We start from the raw sequence: 25,255 nt of genomic DNA, 5'->3' as shown, positions 1-25,255 counted from the left end.
AGAGCGGGATGGGGCATAAATACGACGAACGATCATGTACGAATCCGTTCGCCGGGAGAATTTTAAGCATCGCCGACCTTGCCAGCAATAATGGATCTGCGTGGTCTCGTCCGGGGAACGGTCGACTGGTCTGATCTGGAGGGTGTCGGCCGTGAACTCGCCGATCGCGCCGACGAGGAGTCGGTGCGTATCGAGTTTCTGGAGGCGGATAACTGGCTGTCGACGCCGCTGATCGTCGACGAGCAGTGGTTCGTGAAGATCATCACGCCACAGAACGCGTTCGTCCACGCCGTGCTGACCGGCGCGCGCAACATCGGCGCGTTCTCCAGCGGGACGGCGGGCTTTTTCGAGCGATTTGACGGCCCCGTCGAGATGGGTCGTCACGAACTCGACGCCAACGAGCGGATGGGAGAGATCGGACTCAACACGCCCGAGCCGGTTGGTGTCTTCGAGTACGAGCAGTTCGGCGTTGTCGTGCTGGAGTATCTCGATGACTTCCGAACGCTCGGTGATCTCTCGCCCATGGAGAAGCTTTCCTACACCGACGAGCTGTTCGAGGCCCTCGCCCGGATGCACGACCACGGGTTGGCACACGGCGACCTACGAGCCGAGAACGTGCTCGTCGTCGACGGCGAACTCTACTTCATCGACGCGACCAGCGTGCGCGAGGACGGGATGGACGGCGCACGTGCCTACGATCTGGCCTGCGCGCTGGCAGTCCTCGCGCCAGCTATCGACGCCGAGGCCGCAGTCGAGCACGCGCTTTCGCACAACTCCGTCGAGGACCTGCTTGCCGCCCGGGAGTTCCTCGATTTCGTCAAACTGCGCCCCGATCACGACTTCGACGCCATGCAGGTAAAAGGCGAGATCGAGAAAGCGGCTGACGCACCGAGAACCACGACCGGGCAGTAAAGCCGCATATTCTCATACACACGTCTAACTACTCTCCGCAGAGATGGTTTTTTCACGGTTGACGATCAACTTCAATCAGGTTCGACCATGACATATGGCCACTACATCGGCGGCGAATGGATCGACGGGAACGGATCAGAGACCTTCGAGAGTACCGATCCCGCAACCGGCGACACCCTCGCCGAGTTCTACCGCGGGACCGGGCGAGAAGTCGATGAGGCCGTCGCCGCGGCCGACGACGCGTTCGAGGAGTGGCGCGCGCTCTCCTACGTCGACCGTGCCGAGTACCTCTGGGAGATCTATCACGAGTTGCGCGAGCGCACCGACGAACTCGGCGAAATCGTCACCCGGGAGTGTGGCAAAGAGATCAGCGAGGGGCGAGCAGACGTCGTCGAGGCCGCACACATGGTCGAGTGGGCGGCGGGCAACGCCCGACATCCACACGGAGACGTAGTACCGAGCGAGATCGGCTCGAAGGACGCCTACATGCGGCGCAAGCCGCGGGGCGTCGTCGGCTGTATCACACCGTGGAACTTCCCGGTCGCGATCCCCTTCTGGCACATGGCCGTGACGCTCGTGGAGGGCAATACCGTCGTCTGGAAGCCCGCCGAACAGACCCCGTGGTGTGGACAGATCATCGCGGAGATGGTCGAGGACAGCGGGATTCCCGAGGGCGTATTCAACATGGTCCAGGGCTTCGGTGACGCTGGCGCGGCGATCGTCGATGACGACCGCGTGAACACCGTGCTGTTCACCGGATCGGCGGAGGTTGGCCACGAGATTTCGGATCAGGTCGGCGGCGAGCCGGGGAAGACGGCGGCCTGCGAGATGGGTGGGAAAAACGCCATCGTGATCACCGATCAGGCAGACCTCGAAATCGCGGTCCACAGTGCTGTCATGTCGAGTTTCAAGACGACCGGGCAGCGCTGTGTCTCCAGCGAACGCCTGATCGTTCATACCGACGTCTACGACGAGTTCAGGTCGAGATTCGTGGAACTCGCCGAGGATGTCACTGTCGGGGATCCCCTCGACGAATCGACCTTCATGGGGCCACTCGTGGACGACGAGCAGGTCGAGAAGTTCGCCCGGTATAACGAGCTGGCCCGCGAGGAGGGCGCGACAGTCCTCGTCGACCGGGCCGAACTGGACGCCGATGCGGTGCCCGACACGGACGGCCACTGGGTCGGGCCGTTCGTCTACGAGATCGGATACAGTCCGGACCACCGGTGTCTTCGCGAGGAAGTGTTCGGCCCGCACGTCGCCCTGATCGAGTACGAGGGCGACATCGAGCGCGCACTGGAGATCCACAACGAAGTGCCCTACGGACTCGCCGGAGCGATCGTCTCTGAGGACTACCGAGAGCTAAACTACTACCGGGATCGAGCGGAAGTCGGGCTTGCGTACGCCAACCTTCCATGTATCGGCGCGGAGGTCCAGCTCCCCTTCGGCGGGGTAAAGAAGTCGGGCACGGGATCACCGAGCGCCCGCGAGGTGATCGAGTCGGTGACCGATCGGACTGCATGGACGCTGAACAATAGCAAAGGGATCGAGATGGCACAGGGGCTCTCGGCGGACATCAAAACGAGCGAGGAGTAGCCGGGGCTGGCGGTCTCGAAAGTGAGAGGGGTGGAGTCGAGGCCGTAGTACCGGAGCCACCTAGGATGGCCCCGGCGTGGACGGGTCGAGCGCGACGAGCGTTGATTGCTGGCGCGACGTGAAAAGCGTCGTGCTGCCAGCAACAGTCTTTTGGGTCAACGCCGTATAAATCTACGGTTCCGTCACTGGCGTCGATCCCGGAGGGCGGGGAACTCCTCCCGCACGCGCTCGACGGTACTCGGGTCGAGCTCGGCGATTACCAGCGCGGGATCATCATCAGAGGACGCAAGCGTCGTTCCCCACGGATCGTACACCGTCGAGCGACCGAGAAGCGTCGCATCGTCGAAGGAGCCCGCGCCGTTGATCGTGGCGATGTACTGCTGGTTTTCGATCGCACGGGCACGCGAGAGCGTCTCCCAGTGTTCCACTCGCGGATACGGCCACGCGCTGGGCACGACCACGAGCGTCGCGCCCGCCTCGGTGAGCCGCCGGAACTGTTCGGGAAACCGCAGGTCATAACAGGTCGTCATCCCGACGCTAAATCCCTTGAACTCGACAACGGTGTCACGCTCCCCGGGCACCAGGAGATCGGCCTCCGCGGAGTCGTAGCCAAAGAGGTGGCGTTTGCGATAGATCCCCTGCCGTTCGCCCTCCTGGTCGAAGAACACGGTCGTGTTGGCGAGCCCGGACTCGGCTGGCGTCGATGCCGTCTCGGTCGCTGCCAGATCCTCGACGATACTTCCAGCGATCACGGCAATCCCGTGATCGACCGCCATGTCGGCGATCCGTGTCAGCGTTTCCCCACCGAGCGGCTCCGCGTACCGTTCGTAGACGTCGAACGCGAAGTACCCCACGTTGAAAATCTCGGGTAGCGCCACGAGATCGGCACCCTGGCTCGCCGCCCGTTCGATGGCGCTTTCGGCACGACGGCGGTTCCCCTCGATGGCCGCGGCTTCGATCTCGATCTGAGCCAGCGCGAGCTTCATGGGCTGGTTGTCGTGTCGGCACGGATCGCCGCTTCCAGATTGGCGAGCTCGTCGTCGAGGTTCGCCTCGAAGTAGCGCTCGACACCGGGTAGCCGTCCGTCGACGACGAAGCGATTGGTGAGCCGACTTCCCGTCTCGGTCGCCTCTATTTCGTGTTCACCCGTGACCCGCATGAGTTTCGAGCGACCGACGAACTTCACGTACGCGGGCGGATCACGGTGGACATCCTCGGTATCGACGCTCGCCGTCCGGTTCACGAGCGGGATCGGCAGGTCGACTTTCCACGTCGCTTTCCGGCCGTCTTCGTCGTCGAGCGCGAAATCCGAGACGACGCTTATCGAGCGGGCTCGTTGCTCCGGGTCGACGATGAACTCCCAGACGCGTTCCGGCGGTACGGGCAACTCGAACGTTCGCTCCACCCGGACAGTCATGTACTACCCTGACGACTACGCGGGTAAAAATCCGCTGGAACGGTTTAACTGAGCGTCACTTTCCACGTCGTCGAGCGCGAGCGTCCCCACTTCTCGATGTCTACCTCATCTGCCTTTTCGGCCAGCGTGGGAAGCCGTGCACCGACCTGTTTTGCCGTCAGTCCTAGCGATTCAGCGACCTCTTTCGCTCGAAAATACCCCTCTCCTCCGGAGGCGCTCTCCCGCAAGTATGCGACGATACGTCGCTCTTCCTCCGTATATTCGGTCATCCTGTCGCGCGGTAGGGAGCCTACGCGCTTAACTGTTTTCGAGGCACTAGCTGTAGACGTGAAGCGCGAGGATCGCCAGCGCGCCGAAAACGAGTACCGAGGCGAACCCGACAGCCCCGACCATCTGGGGAGCGAGCGAGGTCGCTCCGACGTACATCACTGCTGCGCTGATCGTTGCGAGCACGCCGAACAGTACCGCATATCCGGTTCCCTTGTCCGTCGGCTGGGCCGACTGTGTAGTCATATACCGAGGTTTTTCCGGGGGAAACTTAGCTCTTGCCAGACGCCACAGCACCACGACGGATTTTTATGCGTCGCTGCCGAGGCTGGCAGATAGATGTCACTCGGCGCGCTCAAAGCAATCTTCCTCGGCAGCAAGCTGAAAATAGCGGGAGTCGTGCTGGTGGGCTTCGTCGGAACAGTCGGTCTCGCAGCGGGACTGGGAGTCATCGGTGTCCCCGGAATCGCCGAGGTAAACAACCAGTTCGGCGCGGTCGACGACTCGACCACGGAGATCGAAACGGAGCTGATAATCGACAACCCGAACCCGGTCGGAATCAGCTTCGGCGACGCGACGGTCGCGTACACCGTCTCGATGAACGACGTCGAACTCGCAGAAGGCGAGCGCGAGGGCGTCGAGGTCGGAACCGGGAACACGACCGTCGATCTGACGACGGAGATGGACAACCAGGCGATTCCGCCGTGGTGGGCGAGCCACATCGACCGTGGCGAGCGAAGCGAGATGGTCGTCGACACCGATATCACCCACGACCGGTTCAGCCGCACCGCGTCGTATCAGTACGATCGGGAAGTCGAAACTGATCTGATCGACGAGTTCGACTCCGAGGAACCCCAGCCGGTGAGCCCGGACGACGACGCGGAACTGGGACTGCTCACGGAGGTCTCCGATCCCCTGTTCTATATCAACGAGACGAGCGGTGAGTGGGGCGACGTCTCCGAGAAGGCGACGCCGATGGAGCTCGATTTTGTCGCGTACAACCCCCAGCCCGTACCTCTGACCGTCACACAGCTAGAGTATGAGATCACGATGAACGACGTGGTGGTCGGGGGTGGCTCGACAGAGCGCGAGTACGTCATTGCACCCGACGCCGAGGAGACCGTCGAGACAGTCACCGCGATCGACAACGACAGCCTCGACGAGTGGTGGGTGACACATCTGGAGAACGAACAGACGACCGAGCTGGAGATGCAGTTCTGGCTCACCGTCGAGGTGGGCGGGGAGACGTTCCGGGTGCCCGTGGAAGCGCTCGATCACGAGGAGACCATCGAAACGGATATTTTCGGCAGCGAGGAGTAGCTATTTGATCGTCGTGTGCTCGGACTCCTCGTTGAGCGCGAGGTTCGCTGCGATCTCGGCGTTTCGCATCGCGTGTTCGGCGGTCTGTTTCAGACTGACGAGCACTTCCCGGACCTGCAGGAGGTCCTCGTTGTCCATCTCGGGAAGGTCGGAGAGGATCTCCTGTTCGCGGTCGCCGATCTCGTGGAAGCGCTTGCGTGCCTCGATCGTCTTGTCGTAATCGCGTTCGACCGCGCTTTCGACGGCGAGTTTGGTTAGCTCGTCGACGTCGTCGGTGAACTCGCGGATCCGCCGGACGGTATCGCTGTCAACGTGCAGCGAGTGGTCGTCGGTCTCCATGACGATCTCCGCGATGTCCTCGGCGTTGTCCGCGGTCAGTTCGAGGTTCTTCGCGATCGACCGGTAGCCGATCAGCGGGAAGCCATCACTGAGGCCAACGGCCCTGGCAAGGTTGGGGTTCTGATACGAGGTGAAGATCAGGCGAAGGAGGAGGACGAAGATCTTGTTCGCCTGCCGCTCGCGGTTCAGCGCACGCTGGGCGAGGTCCGGGTTGCCATGAGCGAGCGCCTTCACGGCCTCACCGCGCATGGTCGAGCCGGTCGATTCGAGCCGTTCCAGCAGGTTATCGAGCGTGAAGTCCTCGGGATCGACCGAACACCGGATCGCGATACTCTCGGGCGTTTCCTCGATCACGCCAAGGCCCATCAGCTGCGTTTCGGCACGATACACGGCGTTGATGTGGTCGCTCGACAGCGCGCCCTCGGTCTGATCGATCCGGATGACGCGTCGGCCGAGTACGTACTGGGCCACGATCGCGCGTTCGACGGCGTCGGCGTCGAGATCGTCGGCTCTGATGATCGCCTCCGAGTCGTCGGTATTCGCCGACTCCGAGAGCACTGTCAACGTTCCTTTCCCGCTCATCCGCAGGGACACCTCGTCACCCTTCTCGACGTCGTGGGCGGACGCCCACTCGGCGGGCAGGGTCATCGCGAGCGTGGACGGCCCGAGCCGCTGGACTTTTCGTGTTTCCATGCCCCCATGTAACGTGGTGAGTACCTTAGTCTTATCCATATTCTGGTCTCCTGAGAACAACCCCTAATATTCAACCGCGAGTCATTATATTGTCCCGGGTGCCATGCTCACCGAATCCGCATCATCCGCTGCTCGAACCGTCCCACGCGGACCTTCGTCCACCCGCTGAGGGTCTCGTCCGTCTCCTCGTCACCCGTATCGATACGGAGGACGTCCAGTTCGTCCAGTTTTGCCTTTGAGGCCACGATTTCGACGTCACACCGTTCGAGGACGGCGGGCGAGATCTGATCGTTGCCACGGCCGAACACGAACCCCTGACCGCCGATCGGGGAGACGACAGCAACGTTTTGTTCGCCCAGCGCCTCGAGGATCTCGGCTTCGCTTGCGTCCGCAACCAGCAACTCCCCCGCAGGGCCGTCCTCGGTCGCCGTTGCCCGCCAGACGTCGACGCCAAGTGGGGATCCCGCAAAACCCAGCTCCCGCTTGATCGCGCCGACCGTACTCCCGGGGCCGAGAACGTAGGTAGTCCCGGGCGTGACCGAGTCCGCAAACCCGGCTGCAAGTGTTTCGACGCTGCCCCCGCCGATCTGTTTGCTCGCCTGCAGTTCGTCGGCGACTGGCACGGGTCGCACAGCGCGTAACTCGGTTTCGACCTCGCCGCCCCGGTAGGCGTCCTCGTCGATGTCGTTTATTTCTCGCTCCTCGACGCGGTCGAACGTCGCCGCTATTCGACCCGCGTCGCGCGGCGTCACGCCGAACACCGACGAGTAGACCTTGACGCCCGCGGGGACGCCGAGCATGGGCGTCTCGACGTCTGCCTCGTCGAGGGCGTTCGCCACGTCGACTGCGGTGCCGTCGCCGCCGACGAACAGCACGAGGTCGACCTCCCGGTCGACGAACGCTCGAACCGCTTCGTGGGTGTCTTCGGCGCTCGTCTCTCCGGGAGCGCTTCCCGCCGGATCGGTCACAACGACCGGTTCGAGCCCTACCTCACTTACCGCGTCGACCCCCATCACACCGCCTGCGGCGAGCAGTTCGACTGCCGGGTCGTGACGTGCGAGCGCGTCGAGCGCCGTGACTGCCCGATCGAACGCCCGCGGCTCGGCTCCGCGTCCGATTGCTACCTCGACTTTTCCGTCGGTTCCCTTGAGTCCGACCCGACCACCCATCCCGGCAACCGGATTCACGACGACGCCGATACGACGCATATCCCGACATAGCGTGGCGACCAATAAAAGGACGGCTGTCGGGTGTCCCGGACAGCTATCAACCAGCTATCGGTCACTCGGCGACTGCTGCGGACTCAGTCTCGACCGTTGGCATCGCCTTTTCGCCGAGGACAGCGTTCACGATCGCACCAAGCAGAATCAGGATCGCCCCGAAGTACAGCCACGTCAGGAAGAGCAAGACGCCGCCGAGCAGCCCGTAGGCCTCGAAGTTCGCGGCATAGGCAGTGTAGATCTGGAAACCGATCTGCAGGCCGATCCAGCCGACGGCAGCCACGACAGTGCCGGGCAGTGCCCGCCGGACGGTCATCTCTGTGGGCGGCATCACGTAGTACAGCGGCAGAAAGACGACTATCAGGCCGAGAATCAGGGTGAGCCAGCCGAATACGTCGATGAACGGAAGATCGACGACAGTCGGCCGACGGATGAGCGTCCCCACGCCGACCATGATGACGACCCCCAGCCCGACCAGCAGGAGGACTGTTATCCCGTTCCGGATCTGGCGCGGCAGGGAGGTCATCACGTCCGGTTCGTAGATCCGGTCGAACGCCATATCGACCGCGCGGATCACCTTGATCGCCGACCAGGTCAGCCCGAGCAGGCCGACGATCGACGCCCCTGCCCGACCCTGTGGGTTCGCGACGGCATCGCTGACGAGTTCTTCGCCAGACGAGGAGAGATGCTGCTCGACCACCGCGACGATCCGCTCGGCGAAGGCCTCGCCACCGACGAGTGAACCGATCGAGAGCGTCAACAGCAGTAACGGGACGATCGAAAAGAAGGCGTAATAGGCGATACTGGCGGCCAGAAACGTGACGTTGTCCTCGCTCACACGATCGATCACGGTCCGTGCGGTCGCCTGCGCGTTCATAGGTCCCGTACGTGCTCATCGCATAGTAAACTAAAGGCCGCAGAACGCTTCTCAAAGTTTAAGAGACCACGCTGGAAACACGAGCCTATGAACCTGATGCCTCTCGAAACCGCACTGCCAATGTGGGAAGTCAGTCTCGTCGTCCTCGGCGGAAGTATCCTGCTCACGCTCGCGTGGCTGTTCTTCCTGTATCGGTAGCTCGCTACTCGGTTTCTTCGACTCGAACGTCGACGCGCTCGCGGAGCCACCCGGCCGCCGACTCGACTGCAGCGATGTCGGTGCCCGTCAGCTTGATCCGGACGTACTCGCCGGGGTAGACGCCGACACCGACGTCGAATCGCTCGCGTAGCTCCTCGATCCGATCGAGCAGGGCGCTTTCGGGTTCGTCGATCGGGACGGTCTCGGCGTACCGGTCCTCGCCGACGAACTCGGCGGCGATGGACTCGAACATCCCCTTCATCTCCGCGGGGACGCCCGGCAGGACGTACACCTCGTCGTCGACGACACAGCCCGGTGCCACACCGACTTCGTTGTGAAGCGGGCGCGCTCCTGCGGGGATATGGCTCGTCCCCTCGGTGAGGTCGTCGCGGGCGTAGCCCCCCTCCTCGACGATCCATTCCAGTGCTTCCTCGCTGGACTCCACGTCCCGGCCGTAGGCCGCGGCAACGGCCTCCATCGTCATGTCGTCGTGAGTCGGTCCGAGCCCCCCAGTGACGATGACTGCGTCGTACTCGACGCGGTACTCGTTGACCACGCGAGCGATCTCGCCGACCCGATCCGGGACGACGGTTATCCGCTCGACGTCGACGCCGCGCTCGTTGAGACGCGCGCAGATCCAGGTGGCGTTCGTGTTCGTCGTATCACCTGTCAGTATCTCATCGCCGACGTTGACCAGCGCGACGTGCATACCGACGTGTTACGGCGTCGAGAATAAAAACGCGCCGGGAGTCGTTCGGAGTTGACCGGAAGGGCACAATACTTCGAATACTGTAGTGAAATACTATACTATTTGAAATTAGTCGTCGGCCGCTGTCTGTGGCTCTGTCCCCGGTCCAATGTCCGTCGGATCGACAGTCTCGAAACGAACAATCGGCTCGAACTGCTCGACTGCGAACCGGTCACCGTTCGTAATCCCACGGGCCTCCCGTGGCGTCAGCTTTCGGTCGACGAACCGTCGAGCGACTAGCGCCAGACGGCCATCACCCGATTCGATCTCGTTCTGGGCTTCCGCGAGGAGCAGACTCGCGGTGAACACATCGAAGACATAGTGGGCGAATCGTTTGGCCGAGAGCTCTGCGTACTCGGCGTCCTCCGTGGCGAGCGTGGCTGCCGCCGCGGTGAGGTCGTGGAACTCGTCGGTCACCGCCTCGACGGCCTCGGCAAGTGCCGGATGGGTGACGCTGTCGAGGCGCTCCTGGACGGCCACGGCGAAGGGATCGAGCGCGTCTTCCCGATCCAACGCGCGCAGGACGTCCAGCGAGAGTATGTTCTCGGTCCCCTCCCAGATCGGCAGGACCTGCGCGTCCCGGAGCAGTCGGTGGGTGACGAACTCGTTGACGTAGCCGTTGCCGCCCTGGATTTCCATCCCGTAGGAGGCTGTGTCGACCGCCATCCGGCCGGTTCGGAGCTTTGCGATCGGCGTCAGCAGACGCATGAGCCGGTAGGCGTCGTCGGCCGACTCACCCGCCCGCTCCGCGGCGACGTGTTCCGAGAACAGCCGCGCCGTCTCGAACGTAAACGCGGTCGCCGCCTCGTGATCGACAGCCATGTCGACGAGATCCTCGCGCATCAGCGGGTACTGGTCGATCGTCTCGCCAAAGGCCTCGCGGTTCGCCGCCTTCACTTTGCTCTCTAACAGGACACGGCCCATGATCCCGCAGGCCGCCGCGGCGTTCGAGAGCCGTTCGAGGTTGAGCATCTGTACCATCTGCTTGAACCCGTTTTCAGCCTCGCCCACGAGATACGCCTTCGTGTCCTCGAACTCGACCTCACCCGTCGGTACGCTGATCGTACCGAGCTTGTCCTTCAATCGCCGGTAGCGCTGGTCGTTCAGCCCGTCGTCGACTGTGGCGTCCGACCTCTCGGCGCGGCGCTCCTTGGTCAGGACGCCCTCGTCGGGGTCGCCGTGCGGGACGAGAAACATCGAAAGTCCCGCCGTCCCCTCGGGTGCGTCCTCGGTGCGAGCGAGCGCGAGCGTCCCCTCGGCGTCGATGTTGGAACAGAACCACTTCTCGCCGGTGAGCCGCCAGCAGTCAGCCCGGTCGTCGTATGTGGCCGTCGTCTCGGTCGCCCCAACATCACTGCCGCCCTGTTCCTCCGTGAGAAACATAGCTCCCTCGATCAGTTCGTCGTACTCGCGGCTGGTCAGCGCCGCGAAGTACTCGTCGAGCTCGCCGTCGTCGAACCGTTCGAGCACCAGCGCCGCGCCGCCGGTCATCGCGACCGGACAGGCGAGCCCTGGATCGCTGTAGGAGAGGAGATAGAGCAGACCGAGGTTGTGGCTCATCGGCATCGGATCGGAGCGGCCCGGCGGAGCGCGGAAGACGTCGGCGACGACACCCGATCCGTATGCCAGTCGCTCGTTCTCGAACTGCTCTGTGACGTACTCGACGCGATTGCACAGGCTGCCGTACCTGTCGTGGGTGCGCAGTTCCGGGCCGTGGTTGTCGACGTAGTCCGCGGTATCCGCGATGACGTGACCCGATGCCGCGCCAAAGCCGGAGAGCCGGGGTTCGGCCCACTCGAACTCGTTGTCCTCGTAGACGCGCGCCAGTTCACGCCGAAGCGTCCGGTCGAGTTGCCAGTAGTTGACACCACGCCCCCGGTCGTACTCGCTGTAATCGTATCCGTCGGTCATGCGCCAGTATTGTTAACGAACGATAATAACAGTGTCCGACGTGGTGGCCGTGGGGGGGTCGCGCTATCCCATCCCCGGCGGCGGCTCGTCGTCGTCGAACTCGTCGGGCTGTTCGACGTTTAAGCCCATCTCCTCGCGTTTCTCCTGTATCGCCTCTATCTGGCGTTTCCAGTAGACGTAGCCCCCGAGCGCGACCAGCGAAAATGCGGCGGCTCCTCCCCAGAAGAAGAGCTGGTTACGTTCGAGATAGAACTGCACCGAGATCGAAGAGGAGACGGAATCCCAGACGATGTGGGTACGTCCGTCGATCTCCTGGCTCTCACCGCTCCGTGGACTGATATGGCCGAGCAGGAAGTCACTCGCCGCGTAGCCCTCGGGGAGGATGACACGGTAGGACCCCTCGACGTAGGCGGGCTGGCTCAGCTGCTTCGACTGGGTGCTGGACGAGAAGGCGAGCTGTCCCTCACCATCGTCCGGAAGGTGGACGACGGTGCTGTCGTCGCCGTACTCCACGTCGAGTTCGGAGCCGTTGATGAACTCACCGTCGGCCGATCGGTACTGGACCGCGCGGATCTGGACCGGGCTATCGGTCGTGATACCGCGCTGGTACAGCGTCAGGCGATCCTGCCCGGTGACGTTGTAAACCGCGCGATACTCGGTGTCGCTGATGAAGCCGCCGGGCTCGTAGATATCGATCACGACGTCTTCCTCGGTCTCCCAGTCGTATTCCGCCTCTTCGTCGAGCTGTTCGTCGGAGATGCCGCCGCCGAGACACCCGGCGGTAACGGCGAGGACGGCGACGGCCACGGTGGCGACGAGCAGACGCGTGTTCATGTGGTGGAAGGCGGGCGGTCAGGGGACGACGGCCCGGATTTCGGCGGGCAGATAACTCCCGATGCTTGCGACCAGTCCCGGCGGGTCCGTCGATTCGGGACAGACGATGCTCTGTTCGAGCAGCCCCAGTCGTTCGACGGTGATGATGTCCTGTGCGTGTCCCGCGCGGTTGACCGTCGCCCGGACTTCGGCGCGGGTCGCGCTGTTGACGGTGACGCGGCCGTCGCCTCGGGTCCACTCGTAGAGGCGGTCGATCTCTTCGTCGGCGAGCCGCGGTGACGACTCGTCGTAGACAAAGCGCATGGGGATGTGCTGGACGACGCCGAAGCGCTCGACGATCTGTGCGGGGTTGCCGGGCCCGAGGCCGAGTTCCGACGCCGGGACCAGAATCTCACGGCCAGCGTCGAGGACGAACCCCTCCTCTGACCAGCCTTCGAGGGTGCCGACGTAGGTCTCCCCGGACTCGAACTGGTCGGTGATCGCTCCCCACTCCTCGGAGAGGACGTTCCGGGCCGCCACGGCGTCCGGTCCCTCGATCGTAACCGAGGGGAAGTCGTCGTGGCGGATCCCGATGTCGAACTCGACGTCGAGATCGCCGATATCGTTGTTCACGAGCGAGCGCAGCGAGTCCTGTGCGCGGTCGCGCGCGTCGCCGCCGATGTACAGTTTCGTTGCGAGGACGACCATCAGGCCTCGACCTCGCTGTCGAGATTCAGTTCGTCCCGCAGGTTCTCCAGTCGCCGGTCCATCGCGTCGACGAGGTGGGTGTTCTCCATCGCCTCGACAGGCGAGCCACACTCGGGACACTCGAAGCCAAAGTCCATTGCTTCACCGAACTCGAAGCGGATCGAACAGACCTCACAGAGGTAGAACTCGTGGTTGCGCTCGTACTCCCGCCGCTCGTCCAGCGCCTCGTACAACCGGTGCATCTCCTCTTCTAGATTCTCGGGGATCTTGTCGTACTCGAAGGTCCATAGATAGGTTAGCCAGCCGGAATCCTCATCACGGAGTCGTCGATACGTCGCCAGGTCGTTCTCGTAGAGGATGAACAGCGCCCGGCGGACGTCGTTGAGTTCCATGTCGAGTTCCTCGGCCAGTTCCTCGTCGGTTACCTCGCCGTCCGGAGGGGCCGCCGCGACCGGCATTCCCTTCGGACCGACGAGCTCGTGTAGGTACTTCTGGATGACGGGATCCTCGAGGAGCTCCTCAAAAGCCATTGTTGTCGGTGAAAGGTGCCGTGCGTTTAAAAGTGCTGTCCTCGGCGGCTCATAGCGTGTACTCTCACTGTGGACCGGTGCTCGCCCGTAACGGGTCCGGCGAGCACCGGTAATTGGCGAGAGTACACACTATCAGGCTTCGGCCTGCCACTTCCGGATCCGATCCGCGCTGACGCCGTCGACGTCGCCCGCCACGTCGTCGGCCTCCGCGCCGGTCAGGTCGTCGATGCTCTCGATACCCGCTGCGGCGAGCTTCTCTGCGGTCTTCGCGCCGAGGCCATCGAGCGCTTCCAGATCGGTTCCAGAGTCGCTCTCGCGGGCCTGATACTCGCGGTAGTTGCAGATCGGACAGCCCAGCTCCCAGGGCTCGTCGTCGTTGTGGACGAGCAACTCGGGCAGGTCGTGTTCGTCACAGCGCTCGTCGGTTACCTCGATCTCGCCCCGCCGGGGGAGCGGTAACGAGTAGTCACAGTCGGGATAGCGGGTACAGCCGACGAGCCGGGAGCCGTTTCGGAGCTGCTTGATGACGAGTTCGCCGTCGTGTTCGTCATTGCAATCCGGACATGCCCCGATCGCCGGCCCTTCGCCCGCCTCGTCGGCCTTGCACCGGGGACAGCCGTGGACGAACGTACTGCGTCCGGCGAGCATCTTGACGTGGTTCAGGTCGTGGTCCTCACAGACGTCTTCGAGGATGAGCGGCTTGCCCGTGCTCGGCAGTGGTAGCGTGTACTCACACTCGGGATAGCCGTCACACCCGATGAATGAAGAGCCACCGCGGCTCCGGCGCAAGAGCAGGTCCTTGCCACATTCGGGACAGGGGCCGAGTCGCTTGTCGGCCTTCAGAGACTGCTGGAGGTGGTCGCCGATCTCCTCACGCGAGTCAGTGAGATCCTCGAAAACGCGTTCGAGCATCTCGCGCGATTCAGCGGTCACCTCGTCGAGCGTCGCCTCGCCCTCCGCGATGGCGGTCATGTCGGCTTCGAGCTCGCTCGTCATCTCCTTGCTGACGACGCGGTCTGCGTACTCCTCGGCAGCCTCGACGACCGCCATCGCGAGCTGTGTCGGTCGCGGCGGATCGTTCTCGATATAGCCGCGATCGTACAGCTTTTCGATCGTATGGTGGCGGGTCGATTTCGTACCGACCCCAAGCCCCTGCATGGTCTCGATGAGCCGTGACTGGCCGTACCGCCGCGGGGGCTGGGTTTCCTTTTCTTCGATGCGAGTATCGACGATCGACAGCTGTTCGCCCTCGTCAACGTCGGGGACGTAGTTCTCGTTCGTGCTGAAGTACGGGTAGACGTCGTGATACCCGGCTTCGAGCAGGCGTTTGCCGTTGGCCTTGAACGTCACTGCTTCGGTGTCATGGGGCAGTGAGACGTCGACTGCACCGTCGAGTTCGGAGACGACCTTCAGGTGCTCCCACGTCGCATCCTCGGCAAGCGTGGCGAAAAAGCGCCGGACAACCAGTTCGTAGATCTCCCACTCGTCCTCGGAGAGATCGGCTCGTTTCGGGAGTTCGTCGGTCGGGTGGATCGGCGGGTGGTCCGTGGTCTCCTCGTCGCCCTCGGTTGGTTCGAGTCCGTCGAGATCGAGCAGCGATTCGGCATCCTCGCCGAAGGTCTGGTGGCCAACGAAGGAATCGAGCAGGTCCTCGGGATCGAGATCGTCGGGGTAGACGGTGTTGTCCGTTCGCGGGTAGGTCATGTAGCCCGCGGTATAGAGGTCCTCGGCGATACTCATTGCCCGCTGTGCGGAGTAGCCAAGCGACCCCGCCGCACGGATGAACTGGGTCGTATCGAACGGCGCAGGTGGCGTGTCGGTACGGGTACGTCGGGAAACGCTGTCTATCGTAACCTCCCCGTCCTCGCGGGCGATTCGATCGTAGATCGCCTCTGCGACCGGCTCGTCCCAGACGCGTTCGGCCTCGTTGCCGTCCTCGTCGCGATAGAAGTACTGGGACTCGAAGGCCGAGCCGTCCTTGTCGAGATCAGCGAAGATCTCCCAGTAGGTGTCGGGATCGAACGCCTGAATCTCGCGCTCGCGGTCGACGATCAACTTCAGGGTCGGCGACTGAACGCGGCCGACCGAGATGAAATCCTGCCCGAGCTGGCGGGCGGACAGCGAGAGAAACCGGGTGAGCGCTGCCCCCCACATCAGATCGATGACCTGCCGGGCCTCGCCGGCAGCGGCCAGATCGAAATCGAGCTCTTCGGGCTCGGCAAAGGCGTTCTGCACCTCATTGTCCGTAATCGAGGAAAAGCGCACGCGGTCGATCGACACGGACTCGTTGACCTCGCGGACGAGTTCGTAGGCCTCCTTGCCGATCAGCTCGCCCTCGCGGTCGTAGTCAGTGGCGATCGTGACGCGGTCTGCCTGCCGGGCGAGCGAGCGCAACGAGGCGACGATCGACTCCTGTGTCGGCCGTTTCTCGACCTCGGCGTCGATCAATTCAACGGGCTCGACATCGCGCCAGTCGCTGTACTCCTCGGGGAAGTCGACCCCAACGACGTGGCCGGAGAGGCCGATACATCGCTTTCCTCCCCACTCATAGACGTTTACTCCGTTCTGGCGTGACGACGAGGCGGAGCCCCCGCTGAGGATATCGGCGATTCGACGCGCTGCGTTGTCCTTTTCGGTAATGATCAGTTCCAAGCAAACCACCCCCGACAGTGCGTGTCGGTCGTTGTCAGCAGTAGAGCCAGACCGCTGGTAAAGCTTTCGGGGTCAAGAACCACAAGAGAACGTCGGGCTTCCGCGAGTGGTGGCTACTCGTCGTCGAGCAGGTGAACGATCCCAGTCCCCTCGACGAGGACCGTATAGCCCGCATATTCGAAGGAGACTCGCAGTTCGGAGTCGCTAGTTCGTGCACAGAGCCTGTCGAGCGCTTCCGGGTCGACTGCATCGTACAGAGGTGGCAGCTCGAGCGGATCGCGGTCACCGGTTTCCGCGACGAGCGAAACGACCGCTTCGGCGGTCGATCCACTGCCATCCGGTTCGAAAATAGCCTTTGGCCCCTCGGCCGCGAGCGATGTCCCGTCCAGTGTCGCACTGGATTCCGTAGACAGGTCGTGAAAACTCTCCTTGTCCATACTCCCCCTCCGGTACCCATCAACTTGAATCCTCACCCCTCATTATTTTCTGCAGACATGTGTGTTCAGCATCAGGAGTGCCCATCCTGGCGTCCCGGACGGGCCTAGTCCGCCAGCTGCTCGCGGAGTAACTGGTTGACCGTCCCCGGATCCGCGCTCCCGCCGGTCGCGGCCATCACCTGTCCCACGAGGAAGTTCAGCGCGTCGTCCTGTCCGTCGTGGTAGTCCTCGACTGCGTCGGGATTTTCGTCGATGGCGTCTGCGACGGCCGACGCGACGGCATCCCCACCTGTCTTCTCCAGCCCCTCGCGTTCGACGACGGTGTCCGGGTCCTCGCCCTCGTCGAGCATCTCCCGGAGCACGATTTCCTCGGCGTTTTTGACCGTAATTTCGTCCTCGTCGACGAGTTCGACCAGCCGGGTGAACTCGTCGAGGCGATCAGCAACGTCCGTGATCGCCATGTCCCGGTAGTTGAGTTCGCCCAGCAGGTTGTCGGCGACCCACGTCGCGGCGAGGTCCGGGTCGAACGCCTCGGCAACGTCCTCGTAGAAGTCAGCGACCTGTTTCGTCGACGTGAGCTTGCTCGCCGCTTCCTCGCCGAGGCCGTACTCCTCGCGGAACCGTTCGCGGCGGGCGGCAGGAAGCTCGGGGATGTCGATTCGCTCTTTCCAGTCGGCAACCTGCAGCGGCGGGAGGTCGGCCTCCTCGAAGTACCGGTAATCCTTCTCTTCTTCCTTCGAGCGCATCGAGACGGTGATCCCCCTGGACTCGTCCCAGTGGCGGGTCTCCTGTTCGACGCCGCGGCCACGCTGGATCGCGTTGCGCTGGCGGGTGACCTCGTAGGCGAGTGCCTTCTCGGCCCCCTTGTGACTGGAGATGTTCTTGACCTCGGTGCGGTTTGCGGCTGCAAGCGCCTCCTCGCCCAGTTCGCCGTCGCGCTTGTCTGCCTCGATCAGCGAGATGTTGGCGTCAACGCGCAGGCTGCCGTCCCGCGTGCTGTCGAAGACGCCGAGATACTCCAGTACTTCCTCCATCTTGGCGAGGAACGCCCGCACCTCGTCGGGACTGCGAAAGTCCGGCTTCGTGACGATTTCGAGCAGTGGAACGCCAGCACGGTTGTAGTTGACAAGCGTGTAATCAGCCGTGTCGATCGAGCCGCCGACGTGCTGGAGGCTCCCCGGATCCTCTTCGAGATGGGCGCGCTCGATGCCGATCCCGCGCCGGTCGCCCTCGACGGTAACCTCCAGCTCGCCACCCTGACAGATCGGTTCGTCGTACTGGGTGATCTGGAAGTTCTTCGGCAAGTCAGGATAAAAGTAATTCTTCCGGTGAAACCGGGTCTCCTCGGGGATCTCCGAATCCAGCGCCTTGCCGACCTTGACGGCGGCCTCGACGGCCCCCTCGTTCAACACGGGGAGTGCGCCGGGGAGCCCCAGACAGACGGGACAGGTGTTCGTGTTCGGCTCGCTCTCGTCGGCGTCGGTCGAACAGCCACAGAAGATCTTCGTCTCGGTTTCTAACTGGACGTGGACCTCCAGCCCGATTACGACGGTGAGGTCTGCGTCCTGCTGGGTCGCCTGTGCACTCATTGGAAGTCGGTTCGGGGGCCGACCGCTAAAGGCTAACGACAGCGATACGCTCCGAATCGGGGCAACCGGGATCCACAACCTATTTGCAACGACAGCCGATCCGTACTGATATGTCCGACTCGAACCCGTCCGACATCCCCTTCGGCCTGTCGCCGGTACAGCTCCAGTCGCTCGGTCTACTGTTGTTCGGTATCGGATTCTTCTCGCTCGTGCTGTACTTCGCCGAGGACGTCACACTCGATCACGCTCTCTGGATCGTCCTGTTCGTGTTCACCGGCGGGATCATGATCGGCTACGGCTCGGCAAAGCACAATGCCGACGGCTGGTAGCGCGACAGAATCACATCAGAAAGCCATACATTGTCTGACGTGGATTTATGAGGACAGAGCGTTCGTGTCATAGATATGTCGAACGACCGCGTCGAAGAACTCGAAGCGACGGTATCGGAACTGGAGTCGACGATCCGCGGCCTGACCGAGGAGCTGGTCGAGACCAAAGAGCGCGTCCGAATGCTGGAAAACGAAGTCGATCCCGAACCGGCCGCAACGGTGGGCTCCGGGCGTTCGGGGGAGAGCACGTCAGCGAAATCAGATGGGGAAGCCGCGCCCGAGGACGTACAGGAGGCCGCAGCCGAAGCCGATAAGGACGAGGGGGACAACGCTGAGGACGAACCGGACGACTCCGGGCTGGGCGACGACATCATCGTTGCCTAATTCGGACCGTCACGTCCGCGTCACTCACCATGCATATCAAAGAGATCGTTCTTGACAACTTCAAGAGCTTCGGACGGAAGACGCGGATCCCCTTCTACCAGGACTTTACGACCGTTAGCGGACCGAACGGCAGCGGCAAGTCAAATATCATCGATGCCGTGCTCTTCGCGCTCGGATTGGCTCGTGCACGCGGCATCCGCGCACAGAAGCTGACGGATCTCATCTACAACCCCGGGTACGACGACGGCGACGCCGCGGCCGGGCCGAAGGAGGCGAGCGTCGAGGTCGTCCTCGACAACTCCGACGGTACCCTCGATCGCGGACAGGTGGTAAACGCCGCAGGATCTGAGGACGTCGGCGATATCGAGGAGATCACGATTCGCCGCCGCGTCAAGGAGACCGAGGACAACTACTACTCCTATTACTACCTGAACGGTCGCTCGGTCAACCTCTCGGACATTCAGGACCTGCTCGCGCAGGCTGGCGTCACGCCGGAGGGGTACAACGTCGTCATGCAGGGCGACGTAACCGAGATCATCAACATGACGCCCCACCAGCGCCGGGAGATCATCGACCAGATCGCGGGCGTCGCCGAGTTCGACGCCAAAAAAGAGGACGCCTTCGAGGAGCTCGAAGCCGTCGAGGACCAGATCGACGAGATACAGCTTCGGATCGATGAGAAGGAAGCGCGCCTCGTACAGCTAAGCGACGAGCGGGAGACTGCCCTGGAGTACCAGTCACTTCGCGAGGAAAAAGAGGAGTTCGAGGGGTATCTCAAGGCCGCCGAACTGGAGGACAAACGCGCGGACCTCGATGGCGTCGCGGAGGATATCGAGGAGCTAGAGGACGAACTCGAGGAACTCGAACGCGAACTCGACGAGCGTCAGGGCCGCGTCGTCCGCCTCGAAGAGGACCTCGAAGATTTGAACGCCGAGATCCAGCGCAAAGGCGAGGACGAACAGCTGGAGATCAAAAGCGAGATCGAGGGGATCAAAGGCGACATCGCCCGGCTGGAAGACAAGATCGAGGCGACCGCGGAGCAACGTGAGGAAGCGGAGAACCGTCGACGCGAGGCCTTTGTCAAGATCGACCGTAAGCAAGAGGAGATCGATGATCTGGAAGCCAAGATCCGCGAGACGAAAGTCACGAAATCCTCCATCGCCGCGGACATTCAGAGCAAGGAGTCCGAGCTTGCAGAGGTCGAGGCCGAGATCGACGCGATCGATACCGAGTTCGACGAACTGAAAGAACAGCTGGCCGAGCGCAAGGAGGACCGGGAGTCGATCAAAGAAAAACGGAACGACCTCCAGCGCGAGAAGGATCGGCTGTTAGACGAGGCGCGTCGACGCTCGAACGAGATCGCCGACCTCGAACGCGAACTCGACGATGCCGAAGAGCGGATTCCGGAGCTCGAATCCGAAATCGCGGATCTGGACGCCGAACTCCAGAAGGCAACGGCGAACCGTGAGAACATCCAGGAGGTCGTCGACGATCTACGACGCGAGAAACGCTCCACACAGGAGCAGCTCTCCGATCTCGACGAGGAGATCCAGGCCAAACAACAGGAGTACGCGGAACTTGACGCTCGTGCGGATGAGAGCGGTGACTCCTCGTACGGTCGGGCGGTCTCGACCATCCTCAACGGGAATCTCGATGGCGTTCACGGTACCGTCGGGCAGCTCGGTGGGGTAGCCAAGGAGTACGCGACAGCCTGTGAAACCGCGGCGGGCGGCAGACTCGCAAACGTAGTTGTCGACGATGACGGCGTCGGGCAGGACTGTATCGACTACCTGAAATCGCGCAACGCCGGCCGGGCGACGTTTCTGCCGATGACCGAGATGCATAGTCGGAGCCTCCCCTCGAAACCATCCGATCCCGGCGTCGTCGACTTCGCGTACAATCTCGTCGATTTCGATTCGTCGTACGCGGGGATCTTCTCGTACGTGCTCGGTGACACGCTCGTGGTCGAGGACATCGAGACGGCCCGCCAGTACATGGGCGAGTACCGGATGGTGACGCTGTCGGGCGAACTGGTCGAGAAAAGCGGCGCGATGACCGGTGGATCAACGAGCGGGTCGCGATACTCCTTCTCGAAGAGTGGGAAAGGCCAGCTCGAACGGGTGGCCGAGGAGATAAACGAGTTGCAAGACGAGCGCGCCTCGCTCAAGGAAGACCTGCAGTCCGTCGAGGAGCGCCTCGACGACGCGCGCGACCGCCAGACGAAAGCGGCCGAGCAGGTCCAGTCGATCGAGTCGAAAATCGAGTCCACGGAGGGCGAGATCGAGGAGATCCGTGCGGAGATCGAGCGCAAGGAAGGGCGTCTCGACGAACTGCGCGGCGAACGCGAGGACGTCGACGGGCGGATGACCGAACTGGACGAAAAGATCGACAGCAAGGAGTCGACACTCGCCGACATCGACGCCGATATCGAGGAGCTAGAGTCCGAACTCGTGGACTCGCGGATCCCGGAACTCACGGCGAAAATCGAGGAGATCGAGGGCGAAATCGACGACCTCGAAGATCAGCAGGACGACCTCGACGCCGATCTCAACGAACACCAGCTCGAAAAGGGCTACGCCGAGGACGCGATCGAGGAGCTTCAGGAGACCGTCGAATCGGCACAGAACCGCAAAGCGGAGTGCGAAGAAGAGATCGCGGAGTACGAAGAACGGATCGAGGAAAAGGAAGCGGAGCTCGAAGAGAAGCGCCAGGAAGTCCTCGATCTCGAAGACGAACTGGCCGAACTCAAAGACGAGCGCGAGGCGCTCAAAGACGAGCTTCGCGAGGCCAAATCCGCCCGCGACGAGCGGGCCGACGACGTGAGCCGCGTCGAGAGCAAGCTCTCGGGGAAGCGAGAGACAGCAGAGCGTCTGGAGTGGGAGATCGACGAACTCGAAAGCGCGGTCGGCGAGTACGATCCCGAGGAGATCCCCGATCACGATGAGGTGACCGAGACCGTCGAACGCCTCGAGTCGGAGATGGAGGAACTGGAGCCGGTCAACATGCTGGCGATCGAGGAGTACGACGACGTCGAGGCCGAACTCGACGAGCTAACCGAGGGCAAGGAGACCCTCGTCGCGGAGCGCAACGGCATCGAAGAGCGGATCGACTCCTACGAGGCCCAGAAGAAAGCAACCTTTATGGACGCCTACGAGGCGATCGACGCGGAGTTTCAGGATATCTTCGGCCGGCTCTCGAACGGGACCGGGAACCTGTATCTCGAAGACGAGGCCGATCCCTTCGAGGGCGGGATGACGATGAAGGCCGAACCGGCCGACAAGCCGATCCAGCGTCTCGACTCGATGTCCGGCGGGGAGAAGTCGCTGACCGCGCTCGCCTTTATTTTCGCTATCCAGCGGTACAATCCCGCGCCCTTCTACGCGCTCGACGAGGTGGACGCCTTCCTCGACGCCGCGAACGCCGAGCGCGTCGGCGAGATGGTCGACGAACTCGCGGGCGACGCGCAGTTTATCGTCGTCTCGCACCGCTCGGCGATGCTTGACCGGTCCGAGCGCGCGATTGGCGTTACGATGCAGGATGACAACGTCAGCGCGGTAACGGGGATCCAGCTCGGCGAGCTGGAGGGTGAGGCCGAGGTGAGCGCGGATGACTGAGGATAATATCCCGCTGGATATCACGGGACACGACTCGCGGTCCGACGAGTCGCCACTGCCCGACGAGTTCGTTGGCGATGCGGGGGATGGTGCGGAAGTGGACAACGCGGACGACGCGGACGACGCGGACGACGACGGGGAAGTCGAACCGGTCGAACTACTCGTCGGGATGGCTGAAGACGGCGAGATCGACCCGTGGGATATCGATATCGTCTCCGTCACCGACGCGTATCTCGACCTGCTCGACGAGGCCGATCTCCGGACATCGGGGCGAGCCCTGTTCTACGCGAGCGTCCTGTTGCGGATGAAAGGCGACCAGCTGCTTGCGGGGCCCGACGAGTCCGACCCGGAGCCGGAGCCGTGGGAAACCGCGTTCGAGGAGGCACCGGCGGACGATCCGGGGGGGATCGACCCCGTCGCAGGGCTGGAAGCCGAGATGGAGCGCCGACTCGACCGCAAGAGCGCGCGTGGGAATCCCGAAACGCTCGATGAACTGGTCCGGGAACTTCGAGAGGCCGAGCGGGATTCGTGGTGGAAAGAATCCCGCGAGTACGACACCAGCGGCTCGCCACAGGGGTTCCAGCGCGGCACACAGACGCTGGATTACCACTCGGGTGACGATTTCCGGGCCGACGAGGAGCCAACCGAAGCCGAGGTGACCTGTAATACGCACGGCGAAGATATCGAAACGGTGATTGAGGACGTTCACGCCACGCTCCGCGAGCAGTACGAGGCGGGCCGTGCGGAGGTGCTTTACGCCGAGATCTCGACCGCAGGAGGGAGTCGCGTGATGACGTATCTCTCCTTGCTCTTTCTGGCGAATCGCGGGCACGTCCGGCTCGAACAGGACGAACTGTTCGGCGACCTGTGGGTACGGGATCCGAACGCGGTGACGGGTAGTGAAGAGGCAGTGGCAGACTGAGTGGGTCAGGCGAGCCGCCAGCAGTCCTCACCCGCGTCGGTGGTTCCGGCGTACTCGATCTCCTCGCGGCGTTCCATCTCGGTGAGCACCTCCTCCATCCGGCCGGGCTGTGCGATCTCCATCTCGATGCGCTGGACATCGTGGAATCTGGCGAGGTGGTGTCGCAGCGCCTCCTCGTCGAAGGTCTCCTGATCGGCTTTCTCCATGACACCCGTGAAGAGATCGATCATGTCCTCGATGAAATTCCAGGGATAGACGATCCACGCCCACTCGTCGAGTCGCTCCCCGACGAAGTCGGGCTGGAACTCGCTGGTGCCGAGTAACTGAAGGGTCGCGGTTCGGACCTCGCCGGGGTTTCGCTCCTCGACGTACTCCTCGGCGCGTTTGATCGAGCCGCCGGTATCGGCGATGTCGTCGATGATCAACACGTCTTTGCCCTCGACGCTTCCCTCGGGCATCGGATAGCGGACCTGTGGCTCGTCGGCTTTCTGTCCGGTACCGACGTAGTGTTCCATCTTCAGGCTCGCCAGGTCGTCGAGTCCGAGGAAGTCACAGAGACAGCGCCCCGCGAACCAGCCCCCGCGGGCCAGCGCGACGACGACGTCCGGCTCGAACTCGGCGGTCTTGATGTCGTCGCTGACCTCGCGACAGAGCCCGTAAATGTACTCCCAGTCGGTGATCGTGCAGTTGAAGTCGTCCGGAAGGTCGGACATCGGTATCACTCGGTAGGTCACACCGCAGTCTCTAAAGCAGTTGGGTTTGCGCTCGGTTGCTGGTCGCCGCTGCGGTATCGAGAGCGCGGTCAACGTCCCCGCGGTCGTCACCACTAATGCTATGGTCCCCGTGTGTCCGGGCATGAACGACGAGGAGACGATAGAGGTCAGTCTGGTGGACGCGTTCACCGAGGAGCCCCTTTCCGGTAACGCCGCCGGAGTTGTCACCGGAGCCGACAACCTCGCTGACGGGCAGATGCAGGCCATCGCCCGGGAGCTATCGGTGAGTGAAACGGCGTTCGTGACCGAGAGCGAGGAAGCGGATCGGGCGATCCGATACTTTACGCCACAGGAGGAGGTCGATCTCTGCGGCCACGCGACCGTCGCCACACACGCCCACCTGACCGAAACTGGTGCGATCGGGCCAGGTACCCACACGCTCGCGACGAACGTCGGTGTCATCGAAATCGAGGGTACCGACGACGGCGTCGTCTGGATGGGTGGGGACTCACCGACGGTGCGACCGGTCGAAGTCGAGTACGGACGACTTGCTGACGCACTCGGCATCGACGAGATCGCGCTCAGCGAACCGGGGGTCGAGCTGTCGCCCGCTGTCGCTTCGACCGGCGAGCCGTTCCTGATCGTGCCGGTCACGTATCTCCAGGCGTTGCTCAACGCCGCACCGGATGACGCCGCGATCGACGAACTCTGTGCCGAGGTTGACGCCAGTGGGATCTACGCGTTTACGTTCGACGCGCTCGACCCCGACTCGACACTGCACGCCCGGGCGTTCGCCTCGCCGGTCGGCGTATCGGAAGATCCCGTAACGGGGACGGCCAGCGCGGCGGCCGGAGCATACCTCCGAGAGATGAACGCCTTCGGTGGCGAGCTACCCGAGGAGATGCTGTTCGAGCAAGGGCACGTGCTGGATCGCCCGGGGACAGTTCGCGTTCAGGTCGGTGAGGGGATTCGGGTGGGCGGCCACGCGGTTACTGCTCTGGAGGGTACACTGGTAGTTCCGGCGGTCGAGGACGACGGGATCGTCGAGGTGTAGTTGGTACCGGTC

The 25,255-nt window shown here is 63.0% G+C and carries 24 protein-coding genes; 8 read left to right on the top strand and 16 right to left on the bottom strand.

Translation table 11 applies throughout. The annotated features are described in order from the left end of the window. Positions 1–90 precede the first annotated feature (90 nt). Together AArcS_RS10275 and AArcS_RS10270 are read left to right on the top strand one after the other, a co-directional pair. On the top strand, positions 91–912 hold the full coding sequence (locus AArcS_RS10275) for an RIO1 family regulatory kinase/ATPase domain-containing protein (RefSeq protein WP_238477327.1): 822 nt from the start codon (positions 91–93) through the stop codon (positions 910–912). 87 nt (positions 913–999) lie between these two features. Next, on the top strand, positions 1,000–2,508 hold the full coding sequence (locus AArcS_RS10270; protein WP_238477326.1) for an aldehyde dehydrogenase family protein: 1,509 nt from the start codon (positions 1,000–1,002) through the stop codon (positions 2,506–2,508). A 182-nt stretch (positions 2,509–2,690) separates the two neighbouring features. On the opposite strand, the gene AArcS_RS10265 is transcribed toward AArcS_RS10270, so the two are convergent. From AArcS_RS10265 to AArcS_RS10250, 4 genes are read right to left on the bottom strand one after another with little or no spacing between them, the layout of a single operon-like run. Next, positions 2,691–3,494 carry a carbon-nitrogen family hydrolase gene (locus AArcS_RS10265; protein WP_238477325.1) on the bottom strand — a complete coding sequence of 268 codons (804 nt, stop codon included), beginning with the start codon at positions 3,492–3,494 and terminating at the stop codon, positions 2,691–2,693. Beyond that, on the bottom strand, positions 3,491–3,925 hold the full coding sequence (locus AArcS_RS10260; protein WP_238477324.1) for an SRPBCC family protein: 435 nt from the start codon (positions 3,923–3,925) through the stop codon (positions 3,491–3,493). Before AArcS_RS10260 ends, AArcS_RS10265 begins: the two co-directional genes overlap by 4 nt. Before the next feature lie 44 nt (positions 3,926–3,969). Next, positions 3,970–4,194 carry a DUF7123 family protein gene (locus AArcS_RS10255; RefSeq protein WP_238477323.1) on the bottom strand — a complete coding sequence of 75 codons (225 nt, stop codon included), beginning with the start codon at positions 4,192–4,194 and terminating at the stop codon, positions 3,970–3,972. A gap of 46 nt (positions 4,195–4,240) precedes the next feature. After that, positions 4,241–4,438 carry a DUF7525 family protein gene (locus tag AArcS_RS10250; protein ID WP_238477322.1) on the bottom strand — a complete coding sequence of 66 codons (198 nt, stop codon included), beginning with the start codon at positions 4,436–4,438 and terminating at the stop codon, positions 4,241–4,243. Between the two features lie 93 nt (positions 4,439–4,531). Between AArcS_RS10250 and AArcS_RS10245 the strand changes: the two genes are divergently transcribed. After that, positions 4,532–5,512, top strand: a complete 981-nt coding sequence (locus AArcS_RS10245; RefSeq protein WP_238477321.1) for an LEA/WHy family protein — start codon at positions 4,532–4,534, stop codon at positions 5,510–5,512. Here the strand turns inward: AArcS_RS10245 and AArcS_RS10240 are convergent, their stop codons facing one another. The 11 genes from AArcS_RS10240 to gatB form a co-directional block, all read right to left on the bottom strand. Then, the gene (locus AArcS_RS10240) at positions 5,513–6,544 is read right to left on the bottom strand and encodes a phosphate signaling complex PhoU family protein (protein WP_238477320.1); all 1,032 of its coding nucleotides are present in this window, start codon (positions 6,542–6,544) and stop codon (positions 5,513–5,515) included. Positions 6,545–6,651: 107 nt separating this feature from the next. Then, complete coding sequence (locus tag AArcS_RS10235) at positions 6,652–7,752, bottom strand: ATP-NAD kinase family protein (RefSeq protein ID WP_238477319.1); 1,101 nt, start codon at positions 7,750–7,752, stop codon at positions 6,652–6,654. A 73-nt stretch (positions 7,753–7,825) separates the two neighbouring features. After that, positions 7,826–8,641 (bottom strand): YihY/virulence factor BrkB family protein, encoded by an 816-nt coding sequence (locus AArcS_RS10230; protein ID WP_238477318.1) that lies wholly within the window; start codon positions 8,639–8,641, stop codon positions 7,826–7,828. Positions 8,642–8,843: 202 nt separating this feature from the next. Next, a complete protein-coding gene (locus AArcS_RS10225; protein WP_238477317.1) occupies positions 8,844–9,548 on the bottom strand; it encodes a competence/damage-inducible protein A in 705 nt (234 codons plus the stop codon). A 108-nt stretch (positions 9,549–9,656) separates the two neighbouring features. Next, positions 9,657–11,498: an acyl-CoA dehydrogenase family protein gene (locus tag AArcS_RS10220; RefSeq protein ID WP_238477316.1), complete on the bottom strand. Its 1,842-nt coding sequence runs from the start codon at positions 11,496–11,498 to the stop codon at positions 9,657–9,659. A 63-nt stretch (positions 11,499–11,561) separates the two neighbouring features. Beyond that, positions 11,562–12,332, bottom strand: coding sequence for a DUF5803 family protein (locus AArcS_RS10215; protein ID WP_238477315.1), 771 nt, complete (start codon positions 12,330–12,332; stop codon positions 11,562–11,564). 18 nt (positions 12,333–12,350) lie between these two features. Further along, positions 12,351–13,019 carry a DUF2110 family protein gene (locus AArcS_RS10210; protein ID WP_238477314.1) on the bottom strand — a complete coding sequence of 223 codons (669 nt, stop codon included), beginning with the start codon at positions 13,017–13,019 and terminating at the stop codon, positions 12,351–12,353. Continuing rightward, entirely contained in the window at positions 13,019–13,549 is a 531-nt protein-coding gene (locus AArcS_RS10205; protein ID WP_238477313.1) for a transcription factor, read from the bottom strand. The genes AArcS_RS10210 and AArcS_RS10205 overlap by 1 nt, the downstream gene beginning before the upstream one ends. A 132-nt stretch (positions 13,550–13,681) precedes the next feature. After that, positions 13,682–16,201, bottom strand: coding sequence for a DNA topoisomerase I (locus AArcS_RS10200; protein ID WP_238477312.1), 2,520 nt, complete (start codon positions 16,199–16,201; stop codon positions 13,682–13,684). 113 nt (positions 16,202–16,314) lie between these two features. Next, positions 16,315–16,638 carry a DdfA family disk-determining factor gene (gene ddfA / locus AArcS_RS10195; protein WP_238477311.1) on the bottom strand — a complete coding sequence of 108 codons (324 nt, stop codon included), beginning with the start codon at positions 16,636–16,638 and terminating at the stop codon, positions 16,315–16,317. 104 nt (positions 16,639–16,742) lie between these two features. Beyond that, the gene (gene gatB, locus AArcS_RS10190; protein WP_238477310.1) at positions 16,743–18,227 is read right to left on the bottom strand and encodes an Asp-tRNA(Asn)/Glu-tRNA(Gln) amidotransferase subunit GatB; all 1,485 of its coding nucleotides are present in this window, start codon (positions 18,225–18,227) and stop codon (positions 16,743–16,745) included. A 110-nt stretch (positions 18,228–18,337) separates the two neighbouring features. Here gatB and AArcS_RS10185 point away from each other — a divergent pair, with 110 nt between their 5' ends. The 4 genes from AArcS_RS10185 to AArcS_RS10170 all read left to right on the top strand — a co-directional run bounded on the left by AArcS_RS10185 (position 18,338) and on the right by AArcS_RS10170 (position 23,476). Beyond that, positions 18,338–18,556, top strand: coding sequence for a hypothetical protein (locus AArcS_RS10185; protein WP_238477309.1), 219 nt, complete (start codon positions 18,338–18,340; stop codon positions 18,554–18,556). Between the two features lie 75 nt (positions 18,557–18,631). After that, the gene (locus tag AArcS_RS10180; protein ID WP_238477308.1) at positions 18,632–18,940 is read left to right on the top strand and encodes a DUF7518 family protein; all 309 of its coding nucleotides are present in this window, start codon (positions 18,632–18,634) and stop codon (positions 18,938–18,940) included. 29 nt (positions 18,941–18,969) lie between these two features. After that, the gene (gene smc / locus AArcS_RS10175) at positions 18,970–22,554 is read left to right on the top strand and encodes a chromosome segregation protein SMC (protein WP_238477307.1); all 3,585 of its coding nucleotides are present in this window, start codon (positions 18,970–18,972) and stop codon (positions 22,552–22,554) included. Next, entirely contained in the window at positions 22,547–23,476 is a 930-nt protein-coding gene (locus AArcS_RS10170; protein ID WP_238477306.1) for a segregation and condensation protein A, read from the top strand. Before smc ends, AArcS_RS10170 begins: the two co-directional genes overlap by 8 nt. Positions 23,477–23,481: 5 nt before the next feature. Here the strand turns inward: AArcS_RS10170 and AArcS_RS10165 are convergent, their stop codons facing one another. Beyond that, the gene (locus AArcS_RS10165) at positions 23,482–24,189 is read right to left on the bottom strand and encodes a phosphoribosyltransferase (RefSeq protein WP_238477305.1); all 708 of its coding nucleotides are present in this window, start codon (positions 24,187–24,189) and stop codon (positions 23,482–23,484) included. A 142-nt stretch (positions 24,190–24,331) separates the two neighbouring features. On the opposite strand from AArcS_RS10165, the gene AArcS_RS10160 reads away from it, so the two are divergent. Continuing rightward, positions 24,332–25,243, top strand: coding sequence for a PhzF family protein (locus AArcS_RS10160; RefSeq protein WP_238477304.1), 912 nt, complete (start codon positions 24,332–24,334; stop codon positions 25,241–25,243). Positions 25,244–25,255 lie beyond the last annotated feature (12 nt).

The sequence above is a fragment of the Natranaeroarchaeum sulfidigenes genome, assembly GCF_017094485.1.
Lineage (GTDB): Archaea > Halobacteriota > Halobacteria > Halobacteriales > Natronoarchaeaceae > Natranaeroarchaeum > Natranaeroarchaeum sulfidigenes.
The sequence above is the reverse complement of the archived record's forward strand: the minus strand, read 5'-3'. Positions and strand labels throughout refer to the sequence as shown.

Bases quoted from the DNA above. Each gene is read 5' to 3' on its own strand.
- ddfA (WP_238477311.1), bottom strand. From the start codon at position 16,638: ATGGACAAGGAGAGTTTTCACGACCTGTCTACGGAATCCAGTGCGACA.
- gatB (WP_238477310.1), bottom strand. From the start codon at position 18,227: ATGAGTGCACAGGCGACCCAGCAGGACGCAGACCTCACCGTCGTAATC.
- AArcS_RS10225 (WP_238477317.1), bottom strand. From the start codon at position 9,548: ATGCACGTCGCGCTGGTCAACGTCGGCGATGAGATACTGACAGGTGAT.
- AArcS_RS10235 (WP_238477319.1), bottom strand. From the start codon at position 7,752: ATGCGTCGTATCGGCGTCGTCGTGAATCCGGTTGCCGGGATGGGTGGT.
- AArcS_RS10170 (WP_238477306.1), top strand. From the start codon at position 22,547: ATGACTGAGGATAATATCCCGCTGGATATCACGGGACACGACTCGCGG.
- AArcS_RS10260 (WP_238477324.1), bottom strand. From the start codon at position 3,925: ATGACTGTCCGGGTGGAGCGAACGTTCGAGTTGCCCGTACCGCCGGAA.
- AArcS_RS10220 (WP_238477316.1), bottom strand. From the start codon at position 11,498: ATGACCGACGGATACGATTACAGCGAGTACGACCGGGGGCGTGGTGTC.
- AArcS_RS10180 (WP_238477308.1), top strand. From the start codon at position 18,632: ATGTCGAACGACCGCGTCGAAGAACTCGAAGCGACGGTATCGGAACTG.
- AArcS_RS10240 (WP_238477320.1), bottom strand. From the start codon at position 6,544: ATGGAAACACGAAAAGTCCAGCGGCTCGGGCCGTCCACGCTCGCGATG.
- AArcS_RS10270 (WP_238477326.1), top strand. From the start codon at position 1,000: ATGACATATGGCCACTACATCGGCGGCGAATGGATCGACGGGAACGGA.
- AArcS_RS10230 (WP_238477318.1), bottom strand. From the start codon at position 8,641: ATGAACGCGCAGGCGACCGCACGGACCGTGATCGATCGTGTGAGCGAG.
- AArcS_RS10245 (WP_238477321.1), top strand. From the start codon at position 4,532: ATGTCACTCGGCGCGCTCAAAGCAATCTTCCTCGGCAGCAAGCTGAAA.
- AArcS_RS10185 (WP_238477309.1), top strand. From the start codon at position 18,338: ATGTCCGACTCGAACCCGTCCGACATCCCCTTCGGCCTGTCGCCGGTA.
- smc (WP_238477307.1), top strand. From the start codon at position 18,970: ATGCATATCAAAGAGATCGTTCTTGACAACTTCAAGAGCTTCGGACGG.
- AArcS_RS10165 (WP_238477305.1), bottom strand. From the start codon at position 24,189: ATGTCCGACCTTCCGGACGACTTCAACTGCACGATCACCGACTGGGAG.
- AArcS_RS10265 (WP_238477325.1), bottom strand. From the start codon at position 3,494: ATGAAGCTCGCGCTGGCTCAGATCGAGATCGAAGCCGCGGCCATCGAG.
- AArcS_RS10250 (WP_238477322.1), bottom strand. From the start codon at position 4,438: ATGACTACACAGTCGGCCCAGCCGACGGACAAGGGAACCGGATATGCG.
- AArcS_RS10275 (WP_238477327.1), top strand. From the start codon at position 91: ATGGATCTGCGTGGTCTCGTCCGGGGAACGGTCGACTGGTCTGATCTG.
- AArcS_RS10160 (WP_238477304.1), top strand. From the start codon at position 24,332: ATGAACGACGAGGAGACGATAGAGGTCAGTCTGGTGGACGCGTTCACC.
- AArcS_RS10215 (WP_238477315.1), bottom strand. From the start codon at position 12,332: ATGAACACGCGTCTGCTCGTCGCCACCGTGGCCGTCGCCGTCCTCGCC.
- AArcS_RS10255 (WP_238477323.1), bottom strand. From the start codon at position 4,194: ATGACCGAATATACGGAGGAAGAGCGACGTATCGTCGCATACTTGCGG.
- AArcS_RS10205 (WP_238477313.1), bottom strand. From the start codon at position 13,549: ATGGCTTTTGAGGAGCTCCTCGAGGATCCCGTCATCCAGAAGTACCTA.
- AArcS_RS10210 (WP_238477314.1), bottom strand. From the start codon at position 13,019: ATGGTCGTCCTCGCAACGAAACTGTACATCGGCGGCGACGCGCGCGAC.